This is a genomic window from Streptomyces sp. WMMB303, from assembly GCF_029351045.1.
Taxonomy (GTDB): domain Bacteria; phylum Actinomycetota; class Actinomycetes; order Streptomycetales; family Streptomycetaceae; genus Streptomyces.
In genome coordinates this window covers 6879608-6902998 of the sequence record NZ_JARKIN010000001.1, presented here as the reverse complement: position 1 = coordinate 6902998, position 23391 = coordinate 6879608, and the positions used below count along the sequence as shown (strand labels likewise).

General features: G+C 67.9%; 23 protein-coding genes, 1 tRNA gene and 1 pseudogene. 11 read left to right on the top strand and 14 right to left on the bottom strand.

All coding sequences use genetic code 11. From position 1 onward, the window contains the following. The 6 genes from P2424_RS29940 to P2424_RS29915 form a co-directional block, all read left to right on the top strand. Window positions 1-630 (top strand): hypothetical protein (locus tag P2424_RS29940; RefSeq protein WP_276478767.1); only part of this gene is annotated, 630 nt, incomplete at its 5' end. 284 nt (window positions 631-914) lie between these two features. After that, window positions 915-1646: a ferritin-like domain-containing protein gene (locus P2424_RS29935; protein ID WP_276476404.1), complete on the top strand. Its 732-nt coding sequence runs from the start codon at window positions 915-917 to the stop codon at window positions 1644-1646. A gap of 300 nt (window positions 1647-1946) precedes the next feature. Continuing rightward, window positions 1947-2462: a CPCC family cysteine-rich protein gene (locus P2424_RS29930; RefSeq protein ID WP_276476405.1), complete on the top strand. Its 516-nt coding sequence runs from the start codon at window positions 1947-1949 to the stop codon at window positions 2460-2462. A gap of 109 nt (window positions 2463-2571) precedes the next feature. Beyond that, window positions 2572-2751, top strand: coding sequence for a hypothetical protein (locus P2424_RS29925; RefSeq protein WP_276476406.1), 180 nt, complete (start codon window positions 2572-2574; stop codon window positions 2749-2751). Window positions 2752-2896: 145 nt separating this feature from the next. After that, window positions 2897-4036, top strand: coding sequence for a hypothetical protein (locus tag P2424_RS29920; RefSeq protein ID WP_276476407.1), 1140 nt, complete (start codon window positions 2897-2899; stop codon window positions 4034-4036). Window positions 4037-4382: 346 nt separating this feature from the next. Next, window positions 4383-5819, top strand: coding sequence for a VCBS repeat-containing protein (locus P2424_RS29915; protein ID WP_276476408.1), 1437 nt, complete (start codon window positions 4383-4385; stop codon window positions 5817-5819). A 102-nt stretch (window positions 5820-5921) separates the two neighbouring features. Here P2424_RS29915 and P2424_RS29910 read toward each other — a convergent pair whose 3' ends face one another. Both P2424_RS29910 and P2424_RS29905 read right to left on the bottom strand, forming a co-directional pair. After that, complete coding sequence (locus P2424_RS29910; RefSeq protein ID WP_276476409.1) at window positions 5922-6518, bottom strand: hypothetical protein; 597 nt, start codon at window positions 6516-6518, stop codon at window positions 5922-5924. A 190-nt stretch (window positions 6519-6708) separates the two neighbouring features. Beyond that, window positions 6709-7800, bottom strand: coding sequence for a hypothetical protein (locus tag P2424_RS29905; RefSeq protein ID WP_276476410.1), 1092 nt, complete (start codon window positions 7798-7800; stop codon window positions 6709-6711). Window positions 7801-8094: 294 nt separating this feature from the next. On the opposite strand from P2424_RS29905, the gene P2424_RS29900 reads away from it, so the two are divergent. The 3 genes from P2424_RS29900 (at window position 8095) to P2424_RS29890 (ending at window position 9275) form a co-directional block, all read left to right on the top strand. Next, on the top strand, window positions 8095-8307 hold the full coding sequence (locus P2424_RS29900; protein ID WP_276476411.1) for a hypothetical protein: 213 nt from the start codon (window positions 8095-8097) through the stop codon (window positions 8305-8307). A gap of 175 nt (window positions 8308-8482) precedes the next feature. After that, window positions 8483-8824, top strand: coding sequence for a hypothetical protein (locus P2424_RS29895; RefSeq protein ID WP_276476412.1), 342 nt, complete (start codon window positions 8483-8485; stop codon window positions 8822-8824). Window positions 8825-8951: 127 nt separating this feature from the next. Next, on the top strand, window positions 8952-9275 hold the full coding sequence (locus P2424_RS29890; protein WP_276476413.1) for a helix-turn-helix transcriptional regulator: 324 nt from the start codon (window positions 8952-8954) through the stop codon (window positions 9273-9275). A 356-nt stretch (window positions 9276-9631) separates the two neighbouring features. Here the strand turns inward: P2424_RS29890 and tcmP are convergent, their stop codons facing one another. The 11 genes and pseudogenes from tcmP to P2424_RS29835 form a co-directional block, all read right to left on the bottom strand. Next, window positions 9632-10606, bottom strand: a complete 975-nt coding sequence (tcmP, locus tag P2424_RS29885) for a three-Cys-motif partner protein TcmP (RefSeq protein WP_276478999.1) — start codon at window positions 10604-10606, stop codon at window positions 9632-9634. Window positions 10607-10618: 12 nt separating this feature from the next. After that, on the bottom strand, window positions 10619-12016 hold the full coding sequence (locus tag P2424_RS29880; RefSeq protein ID WP_276476414.1) for an IS30 family transposase: 1398 nt from the start codon (window positions 12014-12016) through the stop codon (window positions 10619-10621). Window positions 12017-12308: 292 nt separating this feature from the next. Next, on the bottom strand, window positions 12309-13064 hold the full coding sequence (locus tag P2424_RS29875) for a phage Gp37/Gp68 family protein (protein WP_276478766.1): 756 nt from the start codon (window positions 13062-13064) through the stop codon (window positions 12309-12311). 220 nt (window positions 13065-13284) lie between these two features. Continuing rightward, window positions 13285-13794: a GNAT family N-acetyltransferase gene (locus tag P2424_RS29870; RefSeq protein ID WP_276478765.1), complete on the bottom strand. Its 510-nt coding sequence runs from the start codon at window positions 13792-13794 to the stop codon at window positions 13285-13287. A 55-nt stretch (window positions 13795-13849) separates the two neighbouring features. Further along, complete coding sequence (locus P2424_RS29865; RefSeq protein ID WP_276478764.1) at window positions 13850-15424, bottom strand: asparagine synthase-related protein; 1575 nt, start codon at window positions 15422-15424, stop codon at window positions 13850-13852. Window positions 15425-15484: 60 nt separating this feature from the next. Beyond that, window positions 15485-15649, bottom strand: coding sequence for a hypothetical protein (locus P2424_RS29860; RefSeq protein ID WP_276478763.1), 165 nt, complete (start codon window positions 15647-15649; stop codon window positions 15485-15487). A gap of 336 nt (window positions 15650-15985) precedes the next feature. Continuing rightward, the gene (locus P2424_RS29855) at window positions 15986-16225 is read right to left on the bottom strand and encodes a hypothetical protein (protein ID WP_276478762.1); all 240 of its coding nucleotides are present in this window, start codon (window positions 16223-16225) and stop codon (window positions 15986-15988) included. After that, window positions 16222-16521, bottom strand: a complete 300-nt coding sequence (locus P2424_RS29850; protein WP_276478761.1) for a hypothetical protein — start codon at window positions 16519-16521, stop codon at window positions 16222-16224. The genes P2424_RS29855 and P2424_RS29850 overlap by 4 nt, the downstream gene beginning before the upstream one ends. Before the next feature lie 39 nt (window positions 16522-16560). Further along, window positions 16561-17814, bottom strand: a complete 1254-nt coding sequence (locus P2424_RS29845; protein ID WP_276478760.1) for a helix-turn-helix transcriptional regulator — start codon at window positions 17812-17814, stop codon at window positions 16561-16563. Window positions 17815-17913: 99 nt separating this feature from the next. After that, window positions 17914-19540: pseudogene (locus P2424_RS29840) on the bottom strand (mobilization protein); the annotation flags it as partial. 263 nt (window positions 19541-19803) lie between these two features. Further along, window positions 19804-19877 (bottom strand) — tRNA-Gly (locus P2424_RS29835). A 664-nt stretch (window positions 19878-20541) separates the two neighbouring features. On the opposite strand from P2424_RS29835, the gene dcd reads away from it, so the two are divergent. Both dcd and P2424_RS29825 read left to right on the top strand, forming a co-directional pair. Beyond that, window positions 20542-21117: a dCTP deaminase gene (gene dcd / locus P2424_RS29830; RefSeq protein ID WP_074998957.1), complete on the top strand. Its 576-nt coding sequence runs from the start codon at window positions 20542-20544 to the stop codon at window positions 21115-21117. Between the two features lie 86 nt (window positions 21118-21203). Beyond that, window positions 21204-21725: a phosphoribosyltransferase gene (locus P2424_RS29825; protein ID WP_276478759.1), complete on the top strand. Its 522-nt coding sequence runs from the start codon at window positions 21204-21206 to the stop codon at window positions 21723-21725. A gap of 32 nt (window positions 21726-21757) precedes the next feature. Here the strand turns inward: P2424_RS29825 and P2424_RS29820 are convergent, their stop codons facing one another. Continuing rightward, window positions 21758-23191, bottom strand: a complete 1434-nt coding sequence (locus P2424_RS29820; protein WP_276478758.1) for a recombinase family protein — start codon at window positions 23189-23191, stop codon at window positions 21758-21760. Window positions 23192-23391: the final 200 nt, after the last annotated feature.

Genomic DNA, 23391 nt, shown 5'->3' with positions numbered 1-23391 from the left:
CCGGACGATCTCCTCGGGCAATTCATCCGTGAGGTCCCCAGCCACTGGGAGGCGGACCAGTACCCCGTCCTGTGGCGTCGCCTCATGCCCCGCGCGCTGCGCTACTGGGGACCGGACGGGCACGGTGCCGATCCCTCCGAGGAGCTCGGTCACCTCGGCCGACGCGGTGCCGGATTCGTCGACTGGCCCGCGCCGGAACGCGCTGCTGTGGAGCAAGCCTTCCGCGCATTGCTGGCCATCGCTCTGGTCGACGGTCGTCTCCCTTCGGACATCACCGAACTCATCGAGGGAATCGCGCACGCGACGGATGGTGTGGAGCCGTGGTTGGTTCATCTTGCCGGGCTTCCCGGACCAGCGGCGGATGCCGGGCTCGTCCGTCTCACTCTCGACTGGGCGACCGAGCTCCTCTGGGAGGAGCTCGAGTTCACGTGGTGGCACGAGGGCGATCCCCAGGTGATTGCCGCCTGGCTTCCCACCCAGCGACCCCGCATCGCCGCCTTTGCCCGGCGGCATCCGAGCTGCAAGACCGCTGCGGACGCGGTGATCGCGGTCGACCGCCTCCAGGCCGGTGACCACAGCCCATGGCTGTACCCGTACGGCGTGAACGAGTTGCTCGAGCTGGCCCCATGAGCACGATCGCGGAGCACCCGGGAAGCGCCGTCCGACCGGGTTGTGAGTGCCGGACGCGACGGGGTGACCGGATGAGCTGACGTGCCAGGCCGCTCAGCGGAGTGCATGGCCGTTCCCAGTCGCCCTCCGGGACGGTGGCCGCGACACCTCCGGCTGCTCGGATCCCCGGACTGCCCGGCGCTGACGTCAGCTGCTGGGCCTGGCAGCAGTGGAACGGTTCGGGCGTCCGCTTGCGTCGTCCCTTTCCAGGACGCGGTGGCTGTGCCCTGGAAAGGGGGAACCAGGTGTATACGGGTGGCTTCGCCAAGTGGACAAGGCGGTTCGAGGACGAGCGTGCGCACCGGCACGCACAGGGTGATCCGGACTGGGAGCAGGGCGCGGCGCTGCCGTCGGCGGTGTGGGCCAGCATCCAGCGCTTCCAGGTCGGCGAGGACGGGGACGGCGCCAACCTGATCGACAAAGCGGACCAGGCCGGCGACCCCGACTACGGGCAGGCCGTCCGGCTCTTCGTCGCCGAGGAACAGAACCACGCCCGTCTTCTGGCCCGACTGCTGACCGCCGGGGGCACAGGCACGCTGCCCGGGCACTGGAGCGACGCGGCGTTCGTGCGGTTGCGGCGTCTCATGGGCCTCCGTACGGAACTGCTGATGCTGATGATCGCGGAAGTGGTGGCGCTGCGCTACTACCGCGCCCTCCGCGACGGCACCGACGACTCGCTCACCGCGGATGTGGCGGGGCGGATCCTGGCCGACGAGCAGCGCCACGTCCCCTTCCACTGCGAGCGGCTGCACGCCTCCCTGGCGGAGCTGCCCCGCGCACTGCGCCGCCCGACGATGGCCCTGTGGCGACTTGTTCTGCTCGCGGTCTCTCTCGTCGTCGCAGCCGACCACGGTTCGGCACTGCGCCGACTCGGCATCAGGCGCATGCGGTTCGTCGCCGAGGTCATGGCCTCGTCCCAAGCGGTGGTCTCCGCGGTACTGTCGCCCCGCCCGGATGCCTGGACGCACGCGGGCTGACAACGGTCACGACGGTGGGGGGGAATCGGGTCCGGCGGGCGATGGCTCTCCTCGGGGGGTCGCCGTAGGCCGCTGGAGGACCATGCGCGGTTGAGTACGCGCGGCCGGAGACACACTCGACGGGGCCGCACTGGACCAGTGGGTCGGCACGGAATGGGGGTACGTCGCGACACTCCCGGCGAAATAGCCGTCCCCCGGCGGAGGGTGGTCCTTCGTGAGGACTCGGCCGTTGTCGGAGGACGTCCACTCCGCTCCATTAAGGCGTGGATTCGACCGTAATACCCCTCATACGATCGTTTGATGGACAACGTGGACGACCAGCTGCGCGCTGAGCTTGCCGAATTGGAAGCGCTGGAGGCCGCAGTCGAGCGGGGGGAGCCCCTTCCGGAACCGGAGAATCATGTGCAGCCACCCCCCGAGGGGTGGTTCCCCTGCCCTTGCTGCGGACATCAGATGTTCGCCGAGTTGGGGGGATACGAGATCTGCTCCGTGTGTTTCTGGGAGGACGACCTCGTGCAAATGCGTTGGCCTTCGATGGGCTGGGGGGCGAACGCCGTCTCGCTGATCCAGGCCCAGCAGAACCACCAGCGGTTCGGCGCGATGGAAGAGCGCTTCCGGAACATGGTGAGGCCGCCGAAGGACGATGAACCGCTCGATCCGGGCTGGCGGCCCATCGACCTCACCCGGGACTCCTTCGAGGAACCGGGCAGCAGCGCTTCGTGGCCCGACGACCAGACAGCGCTCTATTGGTGGCGTCCCACCTTCTGGCGGCGCAACCAGCGGCCGACGGCCGAGCCCGGACAACCGGACTCGTGAGGAGCTGCCCTGCGCGACAGCGCAGGGGGAGACGCTGGCTGTACCGCACACCCGGCCACGTCCGGCGTGGTCGACGCTTACCCCGGCCCGAGGAGGGTACGAGCGCTCCGTGATCCTGTGGGGGAAGCGCATAGGCGTGGCGATGGCGTACGGGGCGCTCATCGGCGTGGTGTCACGCCTGTGGGAGGACCCCTGGTCGGACAGCCTGACGTTCGGAAGCAGCATGGCCGTGCTGATGCTCGGTGTCGCTGTGGCGATGGACGTCCGAAAGCGCGCGGGCAAGGACTGACATCCCGCCCGGCCACTCGGGCGACCTCGGTGACGTAGCGCCGGGCGGTGGCCGCTCCGGCGCTGAAACCGACTGCGAGCCGGATACAGGTGCGACCGTTGTCAAGAGACCGCTCCTTGTCAGACCCCCGCACCATGCTTGGTCCATGCGCACACTCTTCAGCGGCGAAGTGAGGGTGGAATACGGTCAGCTCCACGTCTGCAGCGACGAAAGCCACGCCCTCGAGCGCTCCTTCGCCGGGCAGCGGGCTGGGCTGTGCGGTGGGGCGGTGCCCGGCCATCTCCTTCTGCTGACCGGCACGCACACCGGCCGTGTCCCGATCACCATTGAGCTGCACGAGGCGGAGCCGCCCCTGGAGACCGACGTCTGGGAGGACATCGTCGAGGTGTCGTTCCGGCCCGCGGCGGACGAGGTCGTGCTCGCCGAGTGGGAAAGCGACTGGTATCCACTACCTCTCGCCGCGCTCTCGTACCGGGTCAGGTACTGCTGCCGGGGCATGGACGGAGTGAGGGGCGCTGTACACGACGCCGGCGAGCCCCCACGGGATGAGTATCTGCTGCGCTTCTGGCCGAGTCCGCCGTCCCCGGACCGTGTGGTCGAAGAGACCAGCCGAACCGCCGCCTACTGGCACGCGTTCGCGCGCGAGCAGCCCCGCGTACCCACCTCCGAGGAGCAAGCCGAGGCAGAGCGGCAGGCCCGCGAGGCGAAGGAGAAAGCCGAGCTGCGACAGCAGAGGAACGCGTGGGGCGGGCGCCTGCCCAGCGACCGACTGCGGGAGGTCCGGAACAAGCTCCGGAAATTCCAGGATCACCCCAAGGGCATCGTGGGCCTCGACGCCGCACTCGTGCACGCGATCGACGCCGCAGGCGCCGAGGAGCAGCGTGCGCTCGCCTGCTGGGCAGCGCACCGCGCCTGTGCGGCGGCAGGGCTCAGGGAGATCGACTGGGTCGCGCGCGGACTGGCGGAGCTCGACCTGGGGAAGCCCTTCTCGCCACCGCTGGACGACTCACGACGGCTGCGGAACGCAGTGTTCGCCGACGCACGTGTTCCGAGGCCGCACGACGGAACCCCCGGCTTGCCCCAAGCCGCCGCCCTCGCCGCTCTCTCGGATGCTGCTGCCCCTGACCCCCTCAAGGCGGCGCTGGACGCGCTCCTCGCCGCGGCGGTCACCTATGACACCGGCTATCCCCACCTCTTCGCGGAGGTTCGCCACGCTTTCCCGACGACTGCCACCGAGCCGAAGGCGGAGGGGATCGGCCCAGCCAGTAGCGTCACCGCGCGCTGACCTGTTGCCTCCTGCCCGAGCGCAGCACCTGCCCGGCTGCCCGCTTGCCCGCTTGCCCGCTTGCCCGCCTGCCCGGCCGGCCGGTTCGGACCGAGGAGGGACGACACTCTCGCCGTCCGCCTCGACCCAACCGCGGTCCGGGGAGTTGGCCGGAGGCGACGCGTGCTGCGGCGAATGCGATACGGCAGCCTCTGCGCAAGACATACGGCACCCGAGCAAGCCGGGCGGCCCACCGCTTTCCCCGGGTGCCCGCCTCCCGCCTCCATGTCCCGTACGCACAGGTTTCTCCGGTCGAAGGCCGCCGTGTACGGTCGTCGTCGCTCGGCCGGCGTCAGATGGGGGGCCCATGAGGAGCAGGACGACCGTGGCCGCGGCGGGTGCCGTGCTCGCCGCGCTGCTGTTCGGCGCGTGCACCACCGACAGCGGAAGAACCACGGACGACGGAGGCCCGCCGCGGCCGACACCCCCGAAGCCCACCGGGAGCCCCGGCGACCTGCGCCCGGGACCCGAGCGGCCCCCCGCCGGATCCGCCGCGGACCGCCCCCGGCCCGGCGACTTCAACGGCGACGGCCACGACGACCTGGCCATGGCCACCGGCGCCCACATCGCTGTGGTCTACGGCTCCGCCGAGGGACCCGAACCGCGCACCCGCGCCACGGTACGCATGCCCGAGGACGCCGGAAACGGGCTGTCGCCTGCCACCCGGCTGCACCGGAGCGATCTCGACCAGGACGGATTCGTCGACCTGCTGGCCACACTCAGCGACGGTCGCCAGTACGCGATGTGGGGCGGGGCGCGCGGCGTCAGCGCCCCCAGGCTGCTCGCCACGGGATACGCTGCCGACCCCGCACCACCCTCCGCGGGCTGGGAGCCGGGCGGAGCGGGCGACTTCGACGGGGACGGCAGCGGTGACGTCCTCTGGCTCGGCACGGGGTCGGGAGCGCTGGGGGTCATCCACTACGGCCCGTTCAGCCGATCCGGGGAGCCCACCCGCACCCAGACCCTCGACGCCGAACACGCCGACCACAGCGAGCCGTACGAGGCGACCGTCGGGGACTGGAACGGCGACGGCCGCAGCGACTTCACGGTGTGGTTCCGCTGGACGGACCCGGAGAACGAGGGCGACGGCGACCCCCGGATCGACGACGTCCTGCACTTCCGCGGCTCCGAGAAAGGAGCGGACTACCTGCGCGAATACCCCGACCACCGCGCGCTGCAAGGCTTCATCTGCGATGTGGAGGACGACGGGACGGACGAGATCTGCCGCGTCGGCTTCGACGCCTACCGGGAGGAGTTGACGGTGAGCGTCACCGCCAGCTCCGGCAAGGGTCCGGGAACGGGCGCCGGCACCCGTGTCACCTTCCGCGACGTGCCCGGACTCGACGCGCCCAAGGGCTTCAACGACGGCGATGTGACCGGCGAGACCGTGGGAGACGTCACCGGCGACGGAAAACCCGACCTCGTACTGGGCCTGGCCGGCGCCGACAAAGCCCACGGCGTGGTGCTGCTGCTCCCGGACGTGGCGCACGCCGACCGAAACTCCCGGCTCCAGTCCGCCGACCTGGACAGCGCCGGCGTTCCGGGGCAGAACACGCCACACGCCCGCCCCCGCTTCCGTCCACGGCCCCCGCTGCTCGATGTCGACGGGGACGGCTCTCTCGACGTCCTCGCCACCACCACATACGAACCCCGGCAGTTCTGGCTGCTCCCCGGCTCGGCCGAGGGCCTGAACACCAAGGCCACCCGGCGGCTCTCCCGACCGGACCTGGGCGTCCCGCGCTGACCGCCGTACGACTCCGGACCGGACGATGCGCCGTACGACCGGACGATCGGCAACTCGACACCCTGTTCAGGACCAGCTACAAGCTACTCCCGTTACGGGCAGCTATCGCGCCGGGCGCCGCACGATCCCCCCTGTGCCATGGCAACGGGCCGCGACCTGCCGGGCCAGCCGCACCGGGTCACGGGAACTCAGCTCCCAGTCCTGCGCGTACCCGGAGCCGCACGCTTCGTCCCAAGAGATCTTTCCCTTGGCCAGTTCCCTCGCCGGCTCCGGATCGAGCCCGGTGAAGCCCACCACCTCTTTCAGCAGCGGATTGTGGCGGAACCGTCGGTCCACCCGGGGGGCCGCCGTGGCGTCCTTCGGCATCCTGGCTCGCGGTGCGACCCCGATGCGGGCGGGCTCGACCCCCGGGAGGGGCACGACGTACGTGTACGTACCGGGGAGGACGGTACGCAGGACGAGTGCGTTCTCGTGGACCCGGTGCTCGAGCAGGAACCACTCCGCGAACATGTAGAGAAGCGGCACGAAGGTCATTGCGAACACGGTCAGTCCCACCAGCGGTCCGGGCGGCCCGACGGCGAACAGCACGGCTATCGGTACCGACACCCCGAGCGGCAGGATCCACCCCACAGGGTGGTGCGGGCGGTGCACCTCGATCAGTTCGCCGAGCTCTTCCGGCAGTTTGCGGTGCAGCAACACGCCCCCTCATACGTTGGCCGGTAGGACGCTGCCATGTCTGGATGCAGTTCCTCGCCACGGGCGACGAAGCCGAGGAGACGCGGGACCGACAGCATCCGCCATCTGCCCAGGGTCCACGGTGAACTGCCATCGGACCAGTTGCTCACCCGCGACGAGAACGCAGACGGCTGTCCGTGGGGCGCCGGTGGCGTCAACCGCTGTCGCAGACGGCCCCGTCCGCGTGCAGCGGTCCCGGGGCGACGTGGCGGATCATCCGGCCGAGGCCGGTCCTGCAGAACCAGCCGGTGGCCAAGAGACCACCCGCCGAGCCGGCTGTGAAGAGGGCGCCCACGAGCGCCTCTGTCCATCGCTCCGCGCCCTGCGACGACAACAGCCCGTCCCAGACGAACTTGGCACCGATCAGGCAACCCGACAGAGAGATCAGCAGGCAGACGAGGATCGTGCAGACTCCCCAACACCTCAGGAAGCCTGCCACGACGACCCGTCGGGTGCTGCGGGGGCGGCTGTCCACCTGTGATGTGCCGCCCGGCGACGTGCTGTTCGGCAGGGGCTCGGTGATGACCGTGCCGTCGCTCCCGAAGAGACGGCGAACGCCCCGACAGTAGGCGATACGGGTCAGCCACAAGGCGCCGAGCACGCCGCCGAGGCTTCCCAGCGTGACCACGATGCCCAAGAGGCCGGCGAGCGGTGCGTACCAGCTGTGAAGGGGAGAGGCCCGCCCGGCGACGAGTACGCCCGCACCCATGCCCACCAGGGTGAGGAACAATGCGACGAAGAGGGTGCAGAGCGTCCAGACCCCCAGCAGCAGAGTGACGAAACGTGGGCGGGTCGAGACGGACCCCCTCCGGTCGCGCGGACCACTTCGGCGCGGGACGGCCCCGGGCGGCAGGACCCTCCGGTCGGCGGACGAGACCGTCTCGAAGAAGCCTCCCCCGCCACCTCCGAGGCCGTCGGTCATCTGCGCCAGGGCGGTCCCGGCCACGCGCGCCCCCAGCCATCGAACGCCGTACCCCGCCGCCCAGAGGGTGACAGCCAGGGCACAGAGCCCGAAGAGAGTCACGACCAACCCGAACGTCCCCTCGATCAACCGCTCCACGTCGCTTCCGCCCGCGCCGTCGACCCACCGTTTCCAAGTGAGCTGCGCGCCGAGGGCCGCACTGACGGAGGAGAGGAATATCCCGATCGGCACCACACCCAAGGCAAGAAGCTGAACGAGGCGCGCCGCAATGATCCGGCGACGGTTGGGCACCTTGCGACCCTTCTCCAGGAGGGGTGAACGCATGCTCGCCTCCGATTCCGAGCGGGCGCGGATCACGGTCCACTACGCCATGCCGCGCTCATGCGGTTCCGTTCCCGGAACGGGACCCGGTGGAACCGCCGGCCATGGAGGCGAAGTACCGGATGACCGGAGGGCGTGCGATTGGCACGTCCAGGACGGACTGTCAGACAACCGTGCCCCGACCCGGGGCCGTCCGACGGACATGGGCCTGTTCATCCGCACAGCCGCATCCGCAGGAGCGACTACGTGTCGCCGTAGGGCTCTTCCTCTTCGATTCGGTGGTGGTGTTCCCTGCCCATGACCAGCTTCACCCAGGACCGCCACTACTACGGCGACGGCGGCGCACACAGCAGGGAAGCTCAACATGGCCTCATCCAGTCCCCCGTCACCGCAGCCGCCGTGTCGGGCCCTCCGCTATTGCTCTTCAAGTACCGGATCACCGGCACGGTTCAGCTCCTTGCATCGGGCGGTTCAACGTTGGGCCCTGCCACACCTGATCTTCCAGCTTGATTCTCTCGGGAGAACCGGTAGATCTTCGTTGGCGTCCCAGGACCCGTCGAAGTCCCTGCTGACCGTCATTCACCGTCCGATCGGGCACGGACCGGGCACGGGCCCGTACTTCGAGGAGCCGTAGGCTGCCCTGCGACTCGGGTCGGCTTTTCATCAGATGAAGGGGCGAGGGCTCGTGAAAGGGTGTCTGGTCTTGGGCTGTGCGCCGCTTGCCGCGCTGCTGCTCCTGCTCAGCTTCATGTTCACGATGGAGCAAGAGTCGTTCTCAGGGCTTCGGGACAACCGCAGTGGGCTTGCACTGCACATCCTCGTTGTCGGTGTCGGGGCAGCCCTGTGTGCGCTGGCCGCGGCCGCCCGAGCGTCCGGGGTACTGCGGATCACCACGTTCGTGGTGTGCGGCCTGCTGCTCATCGCGGCCGGCTACAGGGCGTACACGCTCGTACCGATGCTGAAGTGCGGTGGCGCCAGCGCCACCGCGCGGGAGCAGGATGGCTCGTTTACCTGTTACGACCGCTGACGGTGACCTGGTGCGAGCGCCGCGGTGCACCGGGGCGCCCTGTCGACCGGACCCATCAGGCGCAGAAAGCCTGCGAGGCCGAGCATGGTCCGGCCCAGCACATCTACGACCGAGTCAGGGAGGCGTGATGAACCACAACCAGTGGAAGACGCGTCGTACCAAGCAGCTTCTCGGCGAAGCTGTGGAGTACGACCAGGAGTACATCGACACACGTCTCGCCGGTGACCTCGGGCAGGCCATCTACGACCGCTGCGTCGAACTCGGCCTGTCTCAGACCGAACTGGCCGCTTGTGCGGAGATGACGCTACCGCGGATCTCGCGCATCGAGGGTGGAGACACCGTCCCGACGCTTCCTCTGCTGCGTCGCCTTGCCAAGGCCCTGGACGGCTCGCTGAACGTTGCGCTCACAGCGGAGGACTCCCGGGTAACCTTCACCCCGTATGCGGCCTGAGCGGTGCATGTTGCTGCTCGACAATGAACGAACCCCCGGGTCCATGACCTGGGGGTTCGCGTTGGAGCGGGCGACGGGAATCGAACCCGCGCTCTGAGCTTGGGAATCACCCGGAGTTGCGGGCCATGTAGCTTTCTGACCAGGCGAGATGCATCGGCTGCCCCGTCCGCGCACGTGACCGTGGTTACGCATAGTGGCCGTTGTTTACCGGTTCGAATGGCACGTAATGGCACGCGTGCGCACAGGCGTCCCTGCCGGCGCGGCATGAAGAGCCCCCTACAGGTGAGACTAGGTTCGGCCTGACGGCTGATGGACGGCGGCAACGAGCCATGCAGCGCCACAGCGCCGGCACGGATTCACCAGAGGGCGGCCTGCTCTGCCGTGCTTGGTGTGGGATGGCTCGCGGGCAGGAGTACGCGGGTCTTCTTGGTGACGCCGTTGGGTTCGGTTCTCACAGCCTCTGCGTCGCGCATTCGGCGGATGACGTTGATGACTTGGGCCGGCCGGAAGACGGTCTCCAGCAGGGTGTACGCCTGAAGCTCCTCGACGGTTCTCCCGGCGTTGGACGAGGCGACGTGGTCCAGGAGGATCCTGCGGAGCGGCGCCGTATTGGGCTCCAGCGCGAGGTCGAGCTGCTGTTGGCCAGGGTCTTTGGGGTCGCGGTACCGGATGCCGTGGGATGGGTCGACTCCCCACATGGCGTCCTTCATCTTCTCGAGGCCCTTGGCGTGGCTGGTGCCGAAGATGAGGTAGAGCAACCTGCCGCCCTCATCGAGCATCTCGAACTGCAAGGTGTGGGAGAAGCCCGCACGGTGGAGCGTCTCTTTATACCGGTCACGGAGAAAAGGGAACTTGTCAGACTTTGGCTTCCTGAATACTTCCTGCCACTCCTGTCCGCCGAAGGCGGCGTCTCCGCGCTGCCGGTGGGCGGCGTCTTTCTCTGCGAAGCGTGTCAGGAAGCTGGGAGCGAACGTCACCATCACCTCCGTGCTCGGCTGCTGCGCGAGCTCGTGAAGCAGCGAGTACGGGATGTCCGGCCCTCCGTAACCGTCCAGCAGGACGAATAACGGTTTGCCTAACGAGCCGGTAGCGCGCAGCTTCTGTATGAGGGCCGGGTGGAAGTCGCCTTCCCGCACGTCCACGCTCAGCCGGTTGCGCAGGTCGCTGGGGCGCCTGGCCTGAGCCAGGCCCATCTGGTGATCAAGTTGTTGAGCCCTCTGTTTGTGCTCCTCCATGAGGAACATGCGGAGTCTCTTGGGGTACCGGTGCAGGGCGCCGGCGAAGACGTCGTAGGCCACGACTGGGGATCCCGGCTCGCCGTGCTCGTAAATGCCTGGACGGATTCAATCGGTCGTCGCAACGTTGACTGGTGGGAGCGATCGTAGCTGCTTGGTAAACACTTCAGCCGGGGTTCGCCACCCGAGGGTCTTCCGGGGTCGGTTGTTGAAGACGGCCGCGACGGCCTGGAGTTCTTCGCTGTTCCAGCGGGACAAGTCGGTGCCCTTGGGGAAGTACTGACGCAGCAGGCCGTTGGTGTTCTCGTTGGTCCCGCGTTGCCAGGGGCTGTGTGGGTCGGCGAAGTAGACAGGGATGCCGGTCTCGACCGTGAAGGCGGCGTGCGCGGACAACTCCTTTCCGCGGTCCCAGGTGAGGGACCGCAGGAGCTGCTCAGGCAGCGTGGTCATCGTCCTGGCCAAGGCATCCTTCATCGTGATGGCGCCGTATCCGGCCAGGGCAGGGCCGTTCTTCGTGCGCGGGATCACGCCGTAGCCCTCCTCGCGCGGCAGGTGGACCAGCATGGTGAACCTGGTGGTGCGCTCGACGAGGGTTCCGATTGCCGAGCGTTTCAGCCCGATGATGAGGTCGCCCTCCCAGTGCCCGGGAACGGCGCGGTCCTCGGCCTCGGCGGGACGCTCGCTGAGGAGGACCTTGTCGGTGACGTGGGCCCACGCCTTCTGCCGGCCGCGAGCCCGGGGAACACGCAGCGCCCGTCCGGTGCGCAGACAGGCCACCAGCTCGCGTTTCAGCGCGCCACGTCCCTCGACGTAGAGCGCCTGGTAGATCGCCTCGTGGCTGATGCGCATGTCCTCGTCGTTGGGGAACTCGATGGGTAGGCGTCGCGCTATCTGCTCCGGGCTCCATGCTGTCACCCAGCCTCTGTCCCCGCGGTGCGGTTTGTTGCGCCCCTTCCAGGCCGGGCCCTCGGGGCCGACACGGTTGCCTCCGGCGTCGGTGACGTCCCCTGACAGACGGGCCTGGACATAGACTCGCAGTCTTGGATTGTCCACGAGCTTGGCTGTCTTCGGGCGCCGGGCCCGGCGTTCAGCGTGCCACTGCGCGGTCGAGGCCCGGTAGTCCAGCGTGTAGGTCCGAGTGGAGGCATTGCGCCGTAGCTCACGGGAGACAGTCGACGGCGCCCGTCCGAGCCTGCGGGCGGTCTCGCGGACGCCGGCGCCCTGGGCATGCCAGACAGCGATGTCCTCCCGTTCTCGAAACGACAGGTAGCGCCCGGACACTTCATCAGGAAGACACGGATTCACGCCGCCAGCGTGCCGGAACCAGCGGAACCCCACCGGCCCGGACACCCCCGCAGCACTGCACGCAACCTCGGTCTTGGCACCCCGAGCAATCTCCGTCCAGAACCTGACCCTGTCCTCACGCCAGGCCACCGACGGCCTGCCCGGCGACGGCATCAACCCCCGGTACGCACGAACCTGCTTGTGCCGTTCCACAGCACCCATCGCTCCACCTTCCGATCAAGGTGTTGCGACGATCAGTTGAATCCGTCCTGGTCCGGAGAACCCTTCTGCGTACGTGATCACGTCGTGACGTGAGAGGAGGATCGGCGCCCAGGCCCGCAAGTATTGCCTGAGCAGGTCGTGCTTGGCGGCTGTGTGTGGATCACGTGCCCATATGACTCCTTTGGGTACGGCCATGCCGACTCTCCCCTCCCCAGGTGAACCTGTGAGAAAGCGTCACACGCTGCCGTATCCGGTCACCAGAGGGCATGCGACATACAGGAGAGATGGGGTGTTATCGAGCGGGGGTCGCCGGGATGAGCGGCATCTCGTCCCAGGTCTCGCCGTCAAGCTGTCGGCCTCCGATCTTGGGTGTACGGCCGCCCCACTGCTTGAAGAAGAACGGGACCTCGGCGTCGTTGCAGGCATCGCGAATCTCGGTCACCCAGGCTTCCTCCAGGGGGCGATGGTTGAGGCCGGATTCCCCTCCGGCGATCACCCACCCGATCCCATCGAGCTCAAGGTCGTGCAGCGGGCCGAGCAGTGGCTCGCAGGACAGGAACCGTACGGAGGCAGGTACCTGGCGCAGGTCGTCGATGCGGTCCAGTTGTCCGGCGTTCTCGACAGAGACGCCCATCCAGAGGTTGGGTGGCCACTCCAGCTCGCCAGCCAGGCGCCGTAGTCTCCGAGCGCGTTTCGTGAGCAGCTGGTAGGTGTGTTGAGGGGTCTCGGCGATCACTTGGAACACTTGGCGGACGAAGTCGAGCGGTACTCTCGCGTGGAAGAGATCGCTCATGGAGTTCACGAACACCATCCGTGGCGCCTTCCACCGACGGGGGACGGTGAGCGCATCCGGATGGAGCGTGAGGCCGAACCCTGGGCCCGAGGTTCTTGGGTCTCCGTCGGCCTGGTACTTCGCTGTACCCATCGCTTTGAGACGCCTGGATAACGTCAGGGCGTAGCAGTTGTCGCAGCCTGGCGAGGTTCGGTCACAGCCAGTTGTCGGATTCCATGTCGCTTGCGTCCACTCGATCGTGCTGCGATCTCCCATCGCTGCCCTCCCTGGTACACGCCGAGAAGCGCTGCCAGCGCTCAAGTGCGCGTCGACTGCGCTGTCTAACGAGGCGCGCGCCGAACTGGCACGCGATCGCCCCCCATCCTTTATGTCGAACACACGTTCTGTACAGGGGGGATGGTGAATGAGCCCAGGGCGTCGATGACCTATACGGTGTCGCTGCCAAGGAGGAGTCTTGGTCTGCGGCAGGCACCAGTTATCGCAGTATCGCCCCCGCCGCCAGATGCTGCGCTTGTCGAGCCATGAGGTAGACCCGGTGATGCGTCCGTGCGACTTCGTGTGCGAGGTGGAAGCCCTGCGTTTCGTAGTAGCGGACGAGTCCGGGGAAGAAGCAGCCTCTCCGGACCCACTGCTTGTCGTTCCTGGCGGCGTGGTCGACGGCCCAGAATGCGATGAGGGTGCCGGGTTTGTAGTGGCGCCAGTCGGGGTGAGTGGCTGTCGTGTAGAGGTAGAGCGCCGGTTGGGCGAGTTCGGCGGGAGTCCAGCCCCAGGGTGGGTGCTCCTCCTGGAGAGTGGTGCACCCGATGACGCCTGAGCTGTCGGACTCCAGGACCCACATGTAGCCCTTGCTCGCCTGGGCGGCGAGATCTTCGGCGCTGTCGCGCCAGGTGGGTCGGCCGCGTTCTTCCAGCCATGCGGAGCGGGCGAGGATGACGTCTTTCACGGCGCTGGTGTCGTCGCCGGTGGCGGGTCGCATGGTGAACATGCGTGGGCTCCTGGGGTGCGTGTCGGCAGGCTCCGCGGAGGAGCCTGCCACGGGATCACAGGTACGCGAGGGCGGCGTGGTGCATGTTGATGACTTGCAGGAGTTGGGCGTCGCCGTTTTCTTGGTACGTGCCGGAGGAGAGGCGATGCAGGGCGGCGGTGAGCCCGTCCGGATCGAGGAGCCCCGTGTCCAGGAGAGGCGAGCCGTCGCGCAGCATGCGGGCGAGCAAAGGGCGGCCGTGCAGGGTGAGAGCGTGCTGGACGACTTCGGCGAAGGACTCGCGTTCGGTGGGGTCGGTGACGTCGTCACTGAGGCCGAGGGAGGCCAGGCGGCGGCGTTGGAGCTGTTTGAGTTCTCGCCAGTGGAAGGGGAGCCATTCGCCGAGCTGCACCATGTAGGGGTCGGCGAACGGGTGGAGGGGCCAGATACCGTCGCGCAGCAGGATGGGAGCAGTCGTCTCCAGCGAGAGCAACGTCATGGAGTTGATCACGGCGGGTGGGGCGATGGCGTCATCGGCGTACTCCAGAGCGGCGCGTGCCCGGGAGCCGATCCAGGGAAGAAGCGGAAGTTCGCTGATGTCGCCCATGGCGCGGTGGGGGTACTCATGCTGGGCGAGGGCGACCATCTCGTCACCTCCCAGACCGGTGACAAGGGCCTTCGCGCCGTCCTTGGCGAGGGTGCGGGTGAGCTGGGTGAAGGGGTGGTGGAGGGGTTCCTCGTACGGGCTGACAGCTTCTCCTCGCATTCGGTCGCAAGCAGGTGCGAGGGGAAGGTGCGCCATGGCGTCGGTGAGCGTGTCGCGGTAGGTGAAAGGAACCGCAGCGCGCATCTCTTTGCGACGGCGGATCTGCTGCTCGCGCCCCGGCCCGCCGATCAAGAGGGTCGCGGTCGCCAGTTGGTCGGGATGCTGCTGGGCGGCACGAGTGGCCACGGTGCCGGAGTCGAAGCCTCCGGTGAGGTGGAAGATCGTGTCCTGCGGTCGCCAGGGGCGCAGGTCGAGCGCGGTGTCGATGGCGTGCGTGAAGGCACCGAGTACATCGGAGTGGCTGGTCAGTTCGCGCGGACCGCTGTGTAGGGCCGGCTCGGGGTAGCGAAGATTGAGGTGGCCGCCGAAATGGGCTGTGGCGCGTTCGGTGAGGCGGAGGATGCCGCGGAACAGGGTCTCGCTGCTGTAGCGGGGCCGGTAGAGCAGCAGCCGAGCGGCTTCCTTCGGGTTCAGCCCCCGTGCGTGCTCCCTGAGGTCGGCCATGTCCCACGAGCCGTGCAGTGAGCGATCATCGTGGGCGAGATAGAGGGGGGTGGTTCTGCACGCGCCGACGGTTACCCGTGCGGGCTGGTCCGGGAACGTCTCGGTGAGCACGTAGTCGGTCGGCCAGTTCTCGGCCAGGGCGCGGGTCCGGTCGTACTCGCCGGGCGAGAGGCGGCGGACAAGCGGCTCGCACTGGTCGCGGCCGGTGACGCGCTCGCGTACAACGATCAGGGTCCGCACTCCGTCGGTGACCGACAGGCTCTCCACCAGCGGATGCGCGTACGGTGTGACGTGGCTGAGTCGGTCACCGGTGACGTAATGGGTTCCGTCCCAGTGCCATTCGGTGAGATCGGTGTAGGGGGTCAGGCGCAGCTTAAGCATGGGAGCCTCCGGGCCGGGGAGCACGGGACCCGTGCTCCCCGGTGTGCTGGTCGGTTGGGGTCAGACCTTGGTGGTGTCGTAGGTCATGGCGCCGTCCGAGGAGCCGGACTCCTTCTTGTACTCGTGGCTCTCGGCGGGGCTCTGTACGCGCTTGACGCTCTTGGTGGTGAACAGCCTCTCCAGTGGCTGCGAAGGACGGGGCGGGGGTGGGGTGAAGTCGTGCACAACGGGCTCCTCTCGATGTGTTGGTGACGCATTGCGAAACCTCGCGCCTGCCGGGGCGGGGAGCCGGGGATGGAACCGACCGGCGCGAGGGGCCTCAGATGGTTGTCTGGGGTGGCTCGGTGCCGGGGAAGGAATCCGGGACCGAGGCTGCGGGGCTCGTGGTCGGCTGGCTTTGACCAGCTTCTTCGTGTACCAAGACGCCGAGGCACCCCATGGTGGCCGCAGCCCCGCAGGCCCAGACCCAGCTCAGAACGGCGGCGACCGGGTCACTGGACCTCCGTGCTTCCGCTTCGCGGGGACGGATGGGCGTCGGTACGCACCTCGTGATGCGCCGCATCACCTGCAACCTCCCGTCTCATCGACGGGGGACAGGTCCTTGACTGCGGCCTTCCACTCGACGCCTCCGTGAAGCGGTCGGACGTATGCCACGGAGGGTGCCTCGGTGCAGTGCTCGAACGGCTCGCCGATGCCGGTCACCTGGCCTTCGGCGTTCGCCGCGCGATCCAGTACGCGCGTGCCGAAACGCAGCCAGTAGTCGCTGTCAGGGGGCGCGGTGTTCGCAGGACGGTTGGTCACTGCTGGACCTCCGGGGGACGCTCTCGCTTCGGAGGCATGACCGCCTCATCCAGAGTGGTGCCGTCTTCCGCCGCCCCCGGGTGCGGCCGCAAGGCTTCCGAGCGCGCGGTCCAGGTCTCGCCACCTCCCTCGGGGCTCAGGTGGTACAGACGAGTGCCGGTGTCCTTGGGCACGGCGACGACCACGCCCAGGCGATCACTTCGGGTGTCGTAGGCCAGCTCGCCGCGCTTGGGTTCCCATCGATGCGTCCCGGCGGCTGGCCCGGCTTGGGGGTTGTTGCTGCGTTCTCCGGACATGTCACGCAAGGTAGGGGCGCGGCTACCCTTGAATATGAATCAGGGGAATAGCTCCTGGTCATCCAGGTGAAATCGACTGGACATGCCCCTCAACTGCTCGCGTGTAGAGGCGCGTTCGGCATACACGATGCGGCGTAGCGTGGCTCGCGCGATGGGGTGGTTGCGCACCAACTGCGGGGCCAAGTGCTCGGCTTCAGTGAGTTCGCGAAGGGCGCGGTGCCGGTCCCCGTCCCATAGCCAGGCCCGCGCCAGATCCATTCGGTGGTGGCCTCTACGGGAGTTGGGCAAGGTCGCCAAGTGCTCGTCGCTGGCCTCCTCGTTCAGACGCAGCGCCTTGGCTTGGTCGCTCATCTCCAGCGCCACGTTGATCCCGTGGATCTGCACGTTCCCGGTCGAGAACGTGAGGGAGTGCCGGTCCTGGATCGGTGGTCCCGTCTCGGCGTCGACCCGGTCACCGGCTTGCCGTGCCAGGCCGAGCCTGTGATCGGCCTCTGCGGAGTTGTTCGCCCGCGCCGCCGAGACCGCGCCCCGCAGCTGCAACGCCCCCCAGGCCCGAACGGCCAGAGGCTCACCGTGCTCGAACTCATCGCCGATGCTGCGTAGTGCCTTGTCTGTCAGCGCGAGGGCATCGTCCCAGTCCGCCGTGGCCCACATGTCCCAGACGCGCATCCAGTCGGAGACGGCCGGCAGTACCGGATCTCCGGAGAGGCCGGCAGCCCAGGCCGCCCGCTCGCAGGTGGTGGCCACCAGTTCGGGGTGGCCCATGGCATGGGCGGCCGTGTGCGCGAACTTGCAGCACAACGCATAGACCCCGAAAGCCTCTTCACGCTCGTGCCCCTGCGAGACCTCAGCCAGCGCGCGTGCCTCGCGTAGCAGGTCGGGCAAAGTGCGCAGGATTGCCACGTTCGCTGCCGCGTCCCGCAGCCTGTGCAGACGGCGCATCTCTCCCCACAGCATCGCCGAGGACCGCGGTACGCCGTCGAAGGTCGGAGCGAGGTCGTATCGGCGCAGCTCACGCAGGATCGACGCTGCCGCCATCTGCCACTGATTGTCAGGCGCCGCCCCGTTGTACGGCCTGGAGATCAGATCGTTGGGGTGGCAGTGCAAGGCCGCCGCGATCCTGTTGATCAACGCCGTGCGGTCCAGCTCAAGCCGCCCCGACTCGACCTTCGAGAGCCACCCCTGCGACTTTCCGACGGCTGCGGCGAGGTCCGCCTGCGCCATACCCAACCGGAGGCGTTGCCGCTTGATCCGGCGGCCGATCGCTTCCTGCTCCTCCAACTCGAACGGCATACAGACACCAACTTCACTCGTGGGCTGGCTTCCACCGGAACGGTACCTGTGGAAGCCAGCTTGCGGATATCTCTGCCGTGCTCTCGGGGACGCCTTCCGTCACCTCCTGCGGTGGTGCCCGGGTGCTGAGTTGTGGCCGGGTTCCGCGCGGTGTGCGGGCGTGGGTGCCGTCGGAGGCGTCGGCCGGGTTCCGGCGCTACGGGCCTGGGCTGCTCGTGCCCGTGCGCTGGGGGCGGGGCGCTGGCTCAGGCGCTCGATGCGCCAGATCAGAACCCTGGTGGGGGAGCGTGCGTCGTCCAGTGCCCGCTGGTCGACGGCGTGTTTCAGCAGTCGGGGCGGGGTCGTGCCCTGCGGTCCTGGCGTCGCTCAGGACGGTTGCCAGTGCGTCCCAACTGGGGCTGTTGAGGATGCTGTCGGTGTCTTCGGGCATGGTGTGGCGGATGGCCTCTGCGTGCCGTTCGGTTGCGGGGCGCGGGGGCTTGCGGTTGGCGAGCGAGGCCAGGGGTGCCTTCGCGGCTTTGTCGTAGGTGGCCTGGAGGGGCACCAGGGCCTGTTGTGCGGCGAGGGCCTGCTGCTGCTGGTGGTGACGCTTCTCGTGCCAGCGGACGGCGGCGATCACGGCGAGGAGTGCCGCGTTGAGGAACATCGCGAGTGCGGCCCCGTCCTTAGGGGCGGGTTCGCGCAGCATGGTCCGGACTGCTCCGCGGAGCGCTCGGCTGCGCTGGTGGTCTGGGCGGATGCGGGAGCGGGTAGCGCGCTCGGTCGCGGCCTGGAGGAGGTCCGGGCGGAGGCCGGCTGGTGCGAGGAGGGGGAGGGCGTCGAGTGCTTCACCGAGGGCGGCCAGGTGGGCCTGGGAGGCGTTGTCGTTGTTCTGCTCCAAGCGGTGGGGTATGCGCTCGGCGGCGGCCGTGGCCTGGTGCCAGGTGTGGGGCTTGCCGTTTGACTCAGGGGATGCGGTGGCGCTAAGGCGTTCGCGGATCTTGGGGAAGGAGAGGTCGGGGGCGAGTTTGGAGCCGGAGAACCACACCGGTTCACCTGCCGCGTTGACGTCGCCGACCCAGGGCGACCTTGTAGCCGCGGATGTCGCCGGGGGGGCGTGCTGCACCTCCACGAGGACGCCGTCCGTGCCACGGAGAAGGCGGACGAACTCTTCTGCGCTGGTGGCCGCCGAGACTGCGGTGCGCACGGTAGTGCGGAGTTGTTCGCGGGCCAGCTGGGGGCGGCCGGTGCGGTGAGCCTTCTCCTGTTCGGCGCGGGTGGGGAGCTTGGCGGCGGTGCGGTCACCGCGCACGAACTGGTGGAGGCCGTAGTCCTTCTCCACGGCTTCCAGTTCCCGGTCGGCAGTGAGGTAGTCGTTCCAGTGGCGGGCCTTGCGGAGATCGCCGCCTACGGTGGTGGCGGCGATGTGGATGTGGTCGTCGGCGTGGCGGACGGCTACCCAGCGGCAGCCGTCCGGGTCGCCCTCGGGGGCGATGCCGGTGGCCCGGACGACGCGGCGGGCGATCTCGGCCCACTCCTCGTCGGCGAGGAGGCGGTCTTCCGGGGTGGCCCGCAGGGAGCAGTGCCACACGTGCTGCTGAGGTGCGCGGTCGCCGGCTTGGCGCACCCGCAGGTCGAGGTCTGCCACCAGGAGCTTCCTCGTGGCGATGGCGTCGTCTGTGCGGCCGGGATCGGGTGCGTAGCCGTCCCAGGAGGCGACCAGGTGGGGATCGGTGTGCCACTGGGCCGGACCCGCACAGCGCGGGTCCGGCCCAGTGGTGTGTCGCGGCTTCGCATCCGCACACATCGACTTCCGCGCCAGCCTGTGACCCACTGCACAGAAAGTCGATCTCATTCAATGAGATGACGGAGCGCCAGGTTGGGGACGGCATCCCCATGCGGCTCGCACCGCACCACTTAAGTGGTGCGCTATGGCACGCGAATGGCACGCGACCCGAAATTGGTCCAGACAACAAGCAAGACCCAGGTCGCTGACCTGGGTCTTCGTCATGGAGCGGGCGACGGGAATCGAACCCGCGCTCTGAGCTTGGGAAGCTCATGTTCTACCATTAAACTACGCCCGCGAGGAGCCGGATATGGGCTGGCTCGTCGTCGGACACTCTACCCCATGGCGGACCCGGGTCGCATACGGCCTGGGTCTTTCTGCTGTTCCGGGGGCGCGGGGCGCGGGGCGCGGGGGCGTCGGCGCGGGCCTCGGGCGGGTGGTGGGGGTGTCGTCCGGTCTTCGTCGGCCCGGTTCGCGGGTGCTGTTTCGCCGTTGTCATCGCGGGTGTCCGCGGCTCTTCGGTGTGTCCGGAATCGTGCCCGGAACCGTGTCCGCAACCGTGGTCCGGGCGTGTTCCGGGCGGCTCGGTGGGCGAGTTGGGGGGGCGTACGGTGGGGGCGGAGTGCCGGGCGTCAGAGCGTCGGACTCATCCCCTAACGTGGCTTTTGTCGTCCACGCATCCACGTGACTGGGGAGAGGGAAGCGATGGAATCCACTGTCGTCCGGTGTGCCGAGGGGCATGTTTTCAGCACCACGACGTTCCCGATGCAGCAGCTCGGAACCTCCCGGATCGGCCCTGGGCGGTTGTTGCGCTGTCCCCAGTGCGGGCGGCTGCGGCAGGCGGTGCCCGTGGTGCGGCAGCGGAAGGGATGAGGGCGCGGCGTCCTCCTCCGAGGGGGCGCTCAGCGTTGCGGGGCCGGTCCGATTGGGCCGGCCCCGTTCCGTGCGCGTAGTCTCGGCCCGTGCTTCTCTCAGACAAGGACATCCGGGCCGAGATCGACGCCGGCCGGGTGCGGATCGACCCCTACGATCCGGCCATGGTGCAGCCCTCGAGTGTGGATGTGCGGCTGGACCGCTACTTCCGGGTGTTCGAGAATCACCGGTATCCGCACATCGACCCCGCTGTCGAGCAGCCCGATCTGACGCGGTTGATCGAGGCCGAGGGCGACGAGCCGTTCATCCTGCACCCCGGGGAGTTCGTGCTGGCGTCGACCTATGAGGTGATCACGTTGCCGGAGGACGTGGCCTCGCGGCTGGAGGGGAAGAGTTCGCTGGGGCGGCTGGGGCTGCTGACGCACTCGACGGCGGGCTTCATCGATCCGGGCTTCTCCGGACATGTGACGCTCGAGCTGTCCAATGTCGCGACGCTGCCCATGAAGCTGTGGCCCGGTATGAAGATCGGCCAGCTGTGTATGTTCCGGCTGACGACGCCTGCGGAATTCCCGTACGGCTCGGCGCGGTACGGCTCCCGCTACCAGGGGCAGCGCGGGCCCACGCCGTCCCGCTCCTATCTGAACTTTCACCGGACCCATGTCTGAGGCGGATCCGCGGCCGAGCGACCTGCCGGGTGACCGGCTGGGCGGACGGCCGAGCAACTGAGGGACGAGAGAGCAGAGGGCCACCTGTGAGTGACGAGCAGGCGCACGAGCGCGAGAACCTGACCTACAGCCTCTTCGGGCAGGCCATCCGGGAGCTGGCGCAGCGGGTGGCCGATGACGGGTACGAGCCGGACATCATCCTCTCCATCGCCCGGGGCGGGCTCTTCGTGGCCGGCGGGCTGGGCTATGCGCTCGACGTGAAGAACCTTCATGTGATGAATGTCGAGTTTTACGAGGGTGTTGGGCGCACTCTCGACGTGCCGATAATGCTGCCACCTCTGCCCAACGCGGTCGATTTCTCCGCAAAGCGGGTGCTAGTGGCTGATGACGTTGCAGATACGGGCAAGACGCTCAAATTGGTCTATGAGTTCTGCGAGGGGCACGCGGCGGAAGTTCGTAGCGCTGTGATCTATGAGAAGCCGTCTTCCCTGGTCAACTGTGAATACGTGTGGCGTCGCACCGACAAGTGGATCAATTTCCCTTGGAGCGTCTTGCCTCCGGTACATAAGTCTGGCGAGGCTCCCAAGGAGAACAAGGAAGCCGTTTGATCTGCGAATACATCGCAGCAGCCTGGTGATCGTCAGTGCCAGACTGGTTCAATCAGGCTGGGGTCGAACTTCCTTCGGCCCCTGCCGGCAGGATGGATGAGGACGGCGGACAGGCTGTGCAGCACGATCTCCTGCTGACGTTCGATCGGCAGCGTGAAGAAGTCGTCCACTGACAGGTCAGCTGCGTTCTCCTTCGCCTCGGCCTGCTTCTGCTCCTTGTGGAAGCGGGCTCGCTCAAGCTTCAGCCCCTCGCGCGCTCGCTCCTTGCCAGGTAGAAGCTGCAAGAGAGTGGCTACGGAGATCTCCTTCGCGCGTTCGGCCTCAACGAGCTGGGTGATATCGTGCTCCACCTCAGCCAACTCGCCTTCGCGGTCCCATCGCTGTTCCGCGGGGACGCTGGTGACTGCTGCACGCTCCCGCTGCTCCTCCAGTACGAGCTGGGCTATCAGTCTGTCGATTGGTTCTCCCACGCGGCCGACTTTGCCGCAACCGCCGTTCACCACGGAGCACTGGTAGGTGAACTTGGCTGCCTTGGAGCCTGGTTCCCAGCGCGTATTCGTCTGTCCCCGGATCTTGCTCTTGCAGAGGCCGCACCGGGCGATACCGGACAGCAGGTACTTGCGCGCAAGCGACTTCCCGGGCTTCTTCTGCTTCCGCTCCGCGACAGCGGCGCAGACCGCTTCCCACTCTTCGAGGCTGTTGATGGGCTCCCAGTTGCCGGGTACCGGTCGGCCGTCTTCCCCGTACAGGATCTCGCCGTGGTAGGTCCGATATCCGACGAGTCGCGGACTGATCAGAATGTGTTCGACCTGGTGATGGGCCATGCGCTTCGTTCCCGCGCGGGGGTTACCGAGACCCTGTTCCTGCCACCTTGTTCGGATGGTGCCGATACGGACGCCGGCGAGAATCTCGCGTTGGGCTTCTCGGATGGCTGCCGCAGCTTTGGGGTCAACTTTGGTGCGATCTTCCTTACGCCATCCGTAGGGTGCGGGGCCGCCGCTGTCTCTGCCTTGCTGGGCCAGTTCGAGGTGCTTGCGTCTGATGCGACGTGAGGAGTCGTGGGATGACTTATTGGCGAACGCGACCATGATCCGGGCCATGGTTCGGCCATCCGGGGTGCCGAGATTGATGTCGTTGGTGACGGTGGCGAACTCCAAGCGGGGTCGCTCGTCAAAGACCTCGATGAGGCGTTCGAGGTCACGGGGCTGCCGGGCGAGTCTGTCGAGGTCGTAGGCCACGATGCCGTCGATCAGTCCGGCGCGCAGATCCTTGAGCACCAGCTCAAAGTCGTCGCGGGTGACGTTGCGCTTGAAGGCGGATACGTCGTTGTCCTCGTAGACCTTCACCGCCTGCCACGACCGAAGGTCCGTCAGACGTTCGCAGTCCTGCTGCTGTCGGGCCACACCGAGCGAATCGCCCTCGTCGTCCCGTGAGATGCGGGTGTAAATGCCCACCTTACGCGCCACTTCGGCCCTCCCCTGCCCGCGAAAGCAGGGACTAGATTACTACTGTCATCTAGTCAAGTCAGCTAATCCGTCGAGCCCCCTGTGGTCCGTCGGGAGGGTCAGGTGCTCGACCCTGAGGGCGGGTCGGGAGGTCGGCGGGGTCGGTCAACTGTGCCGTGGTGGCGGCGTGTCGAGGGTGAGCGCCGTGCGGTGGGGTCCGC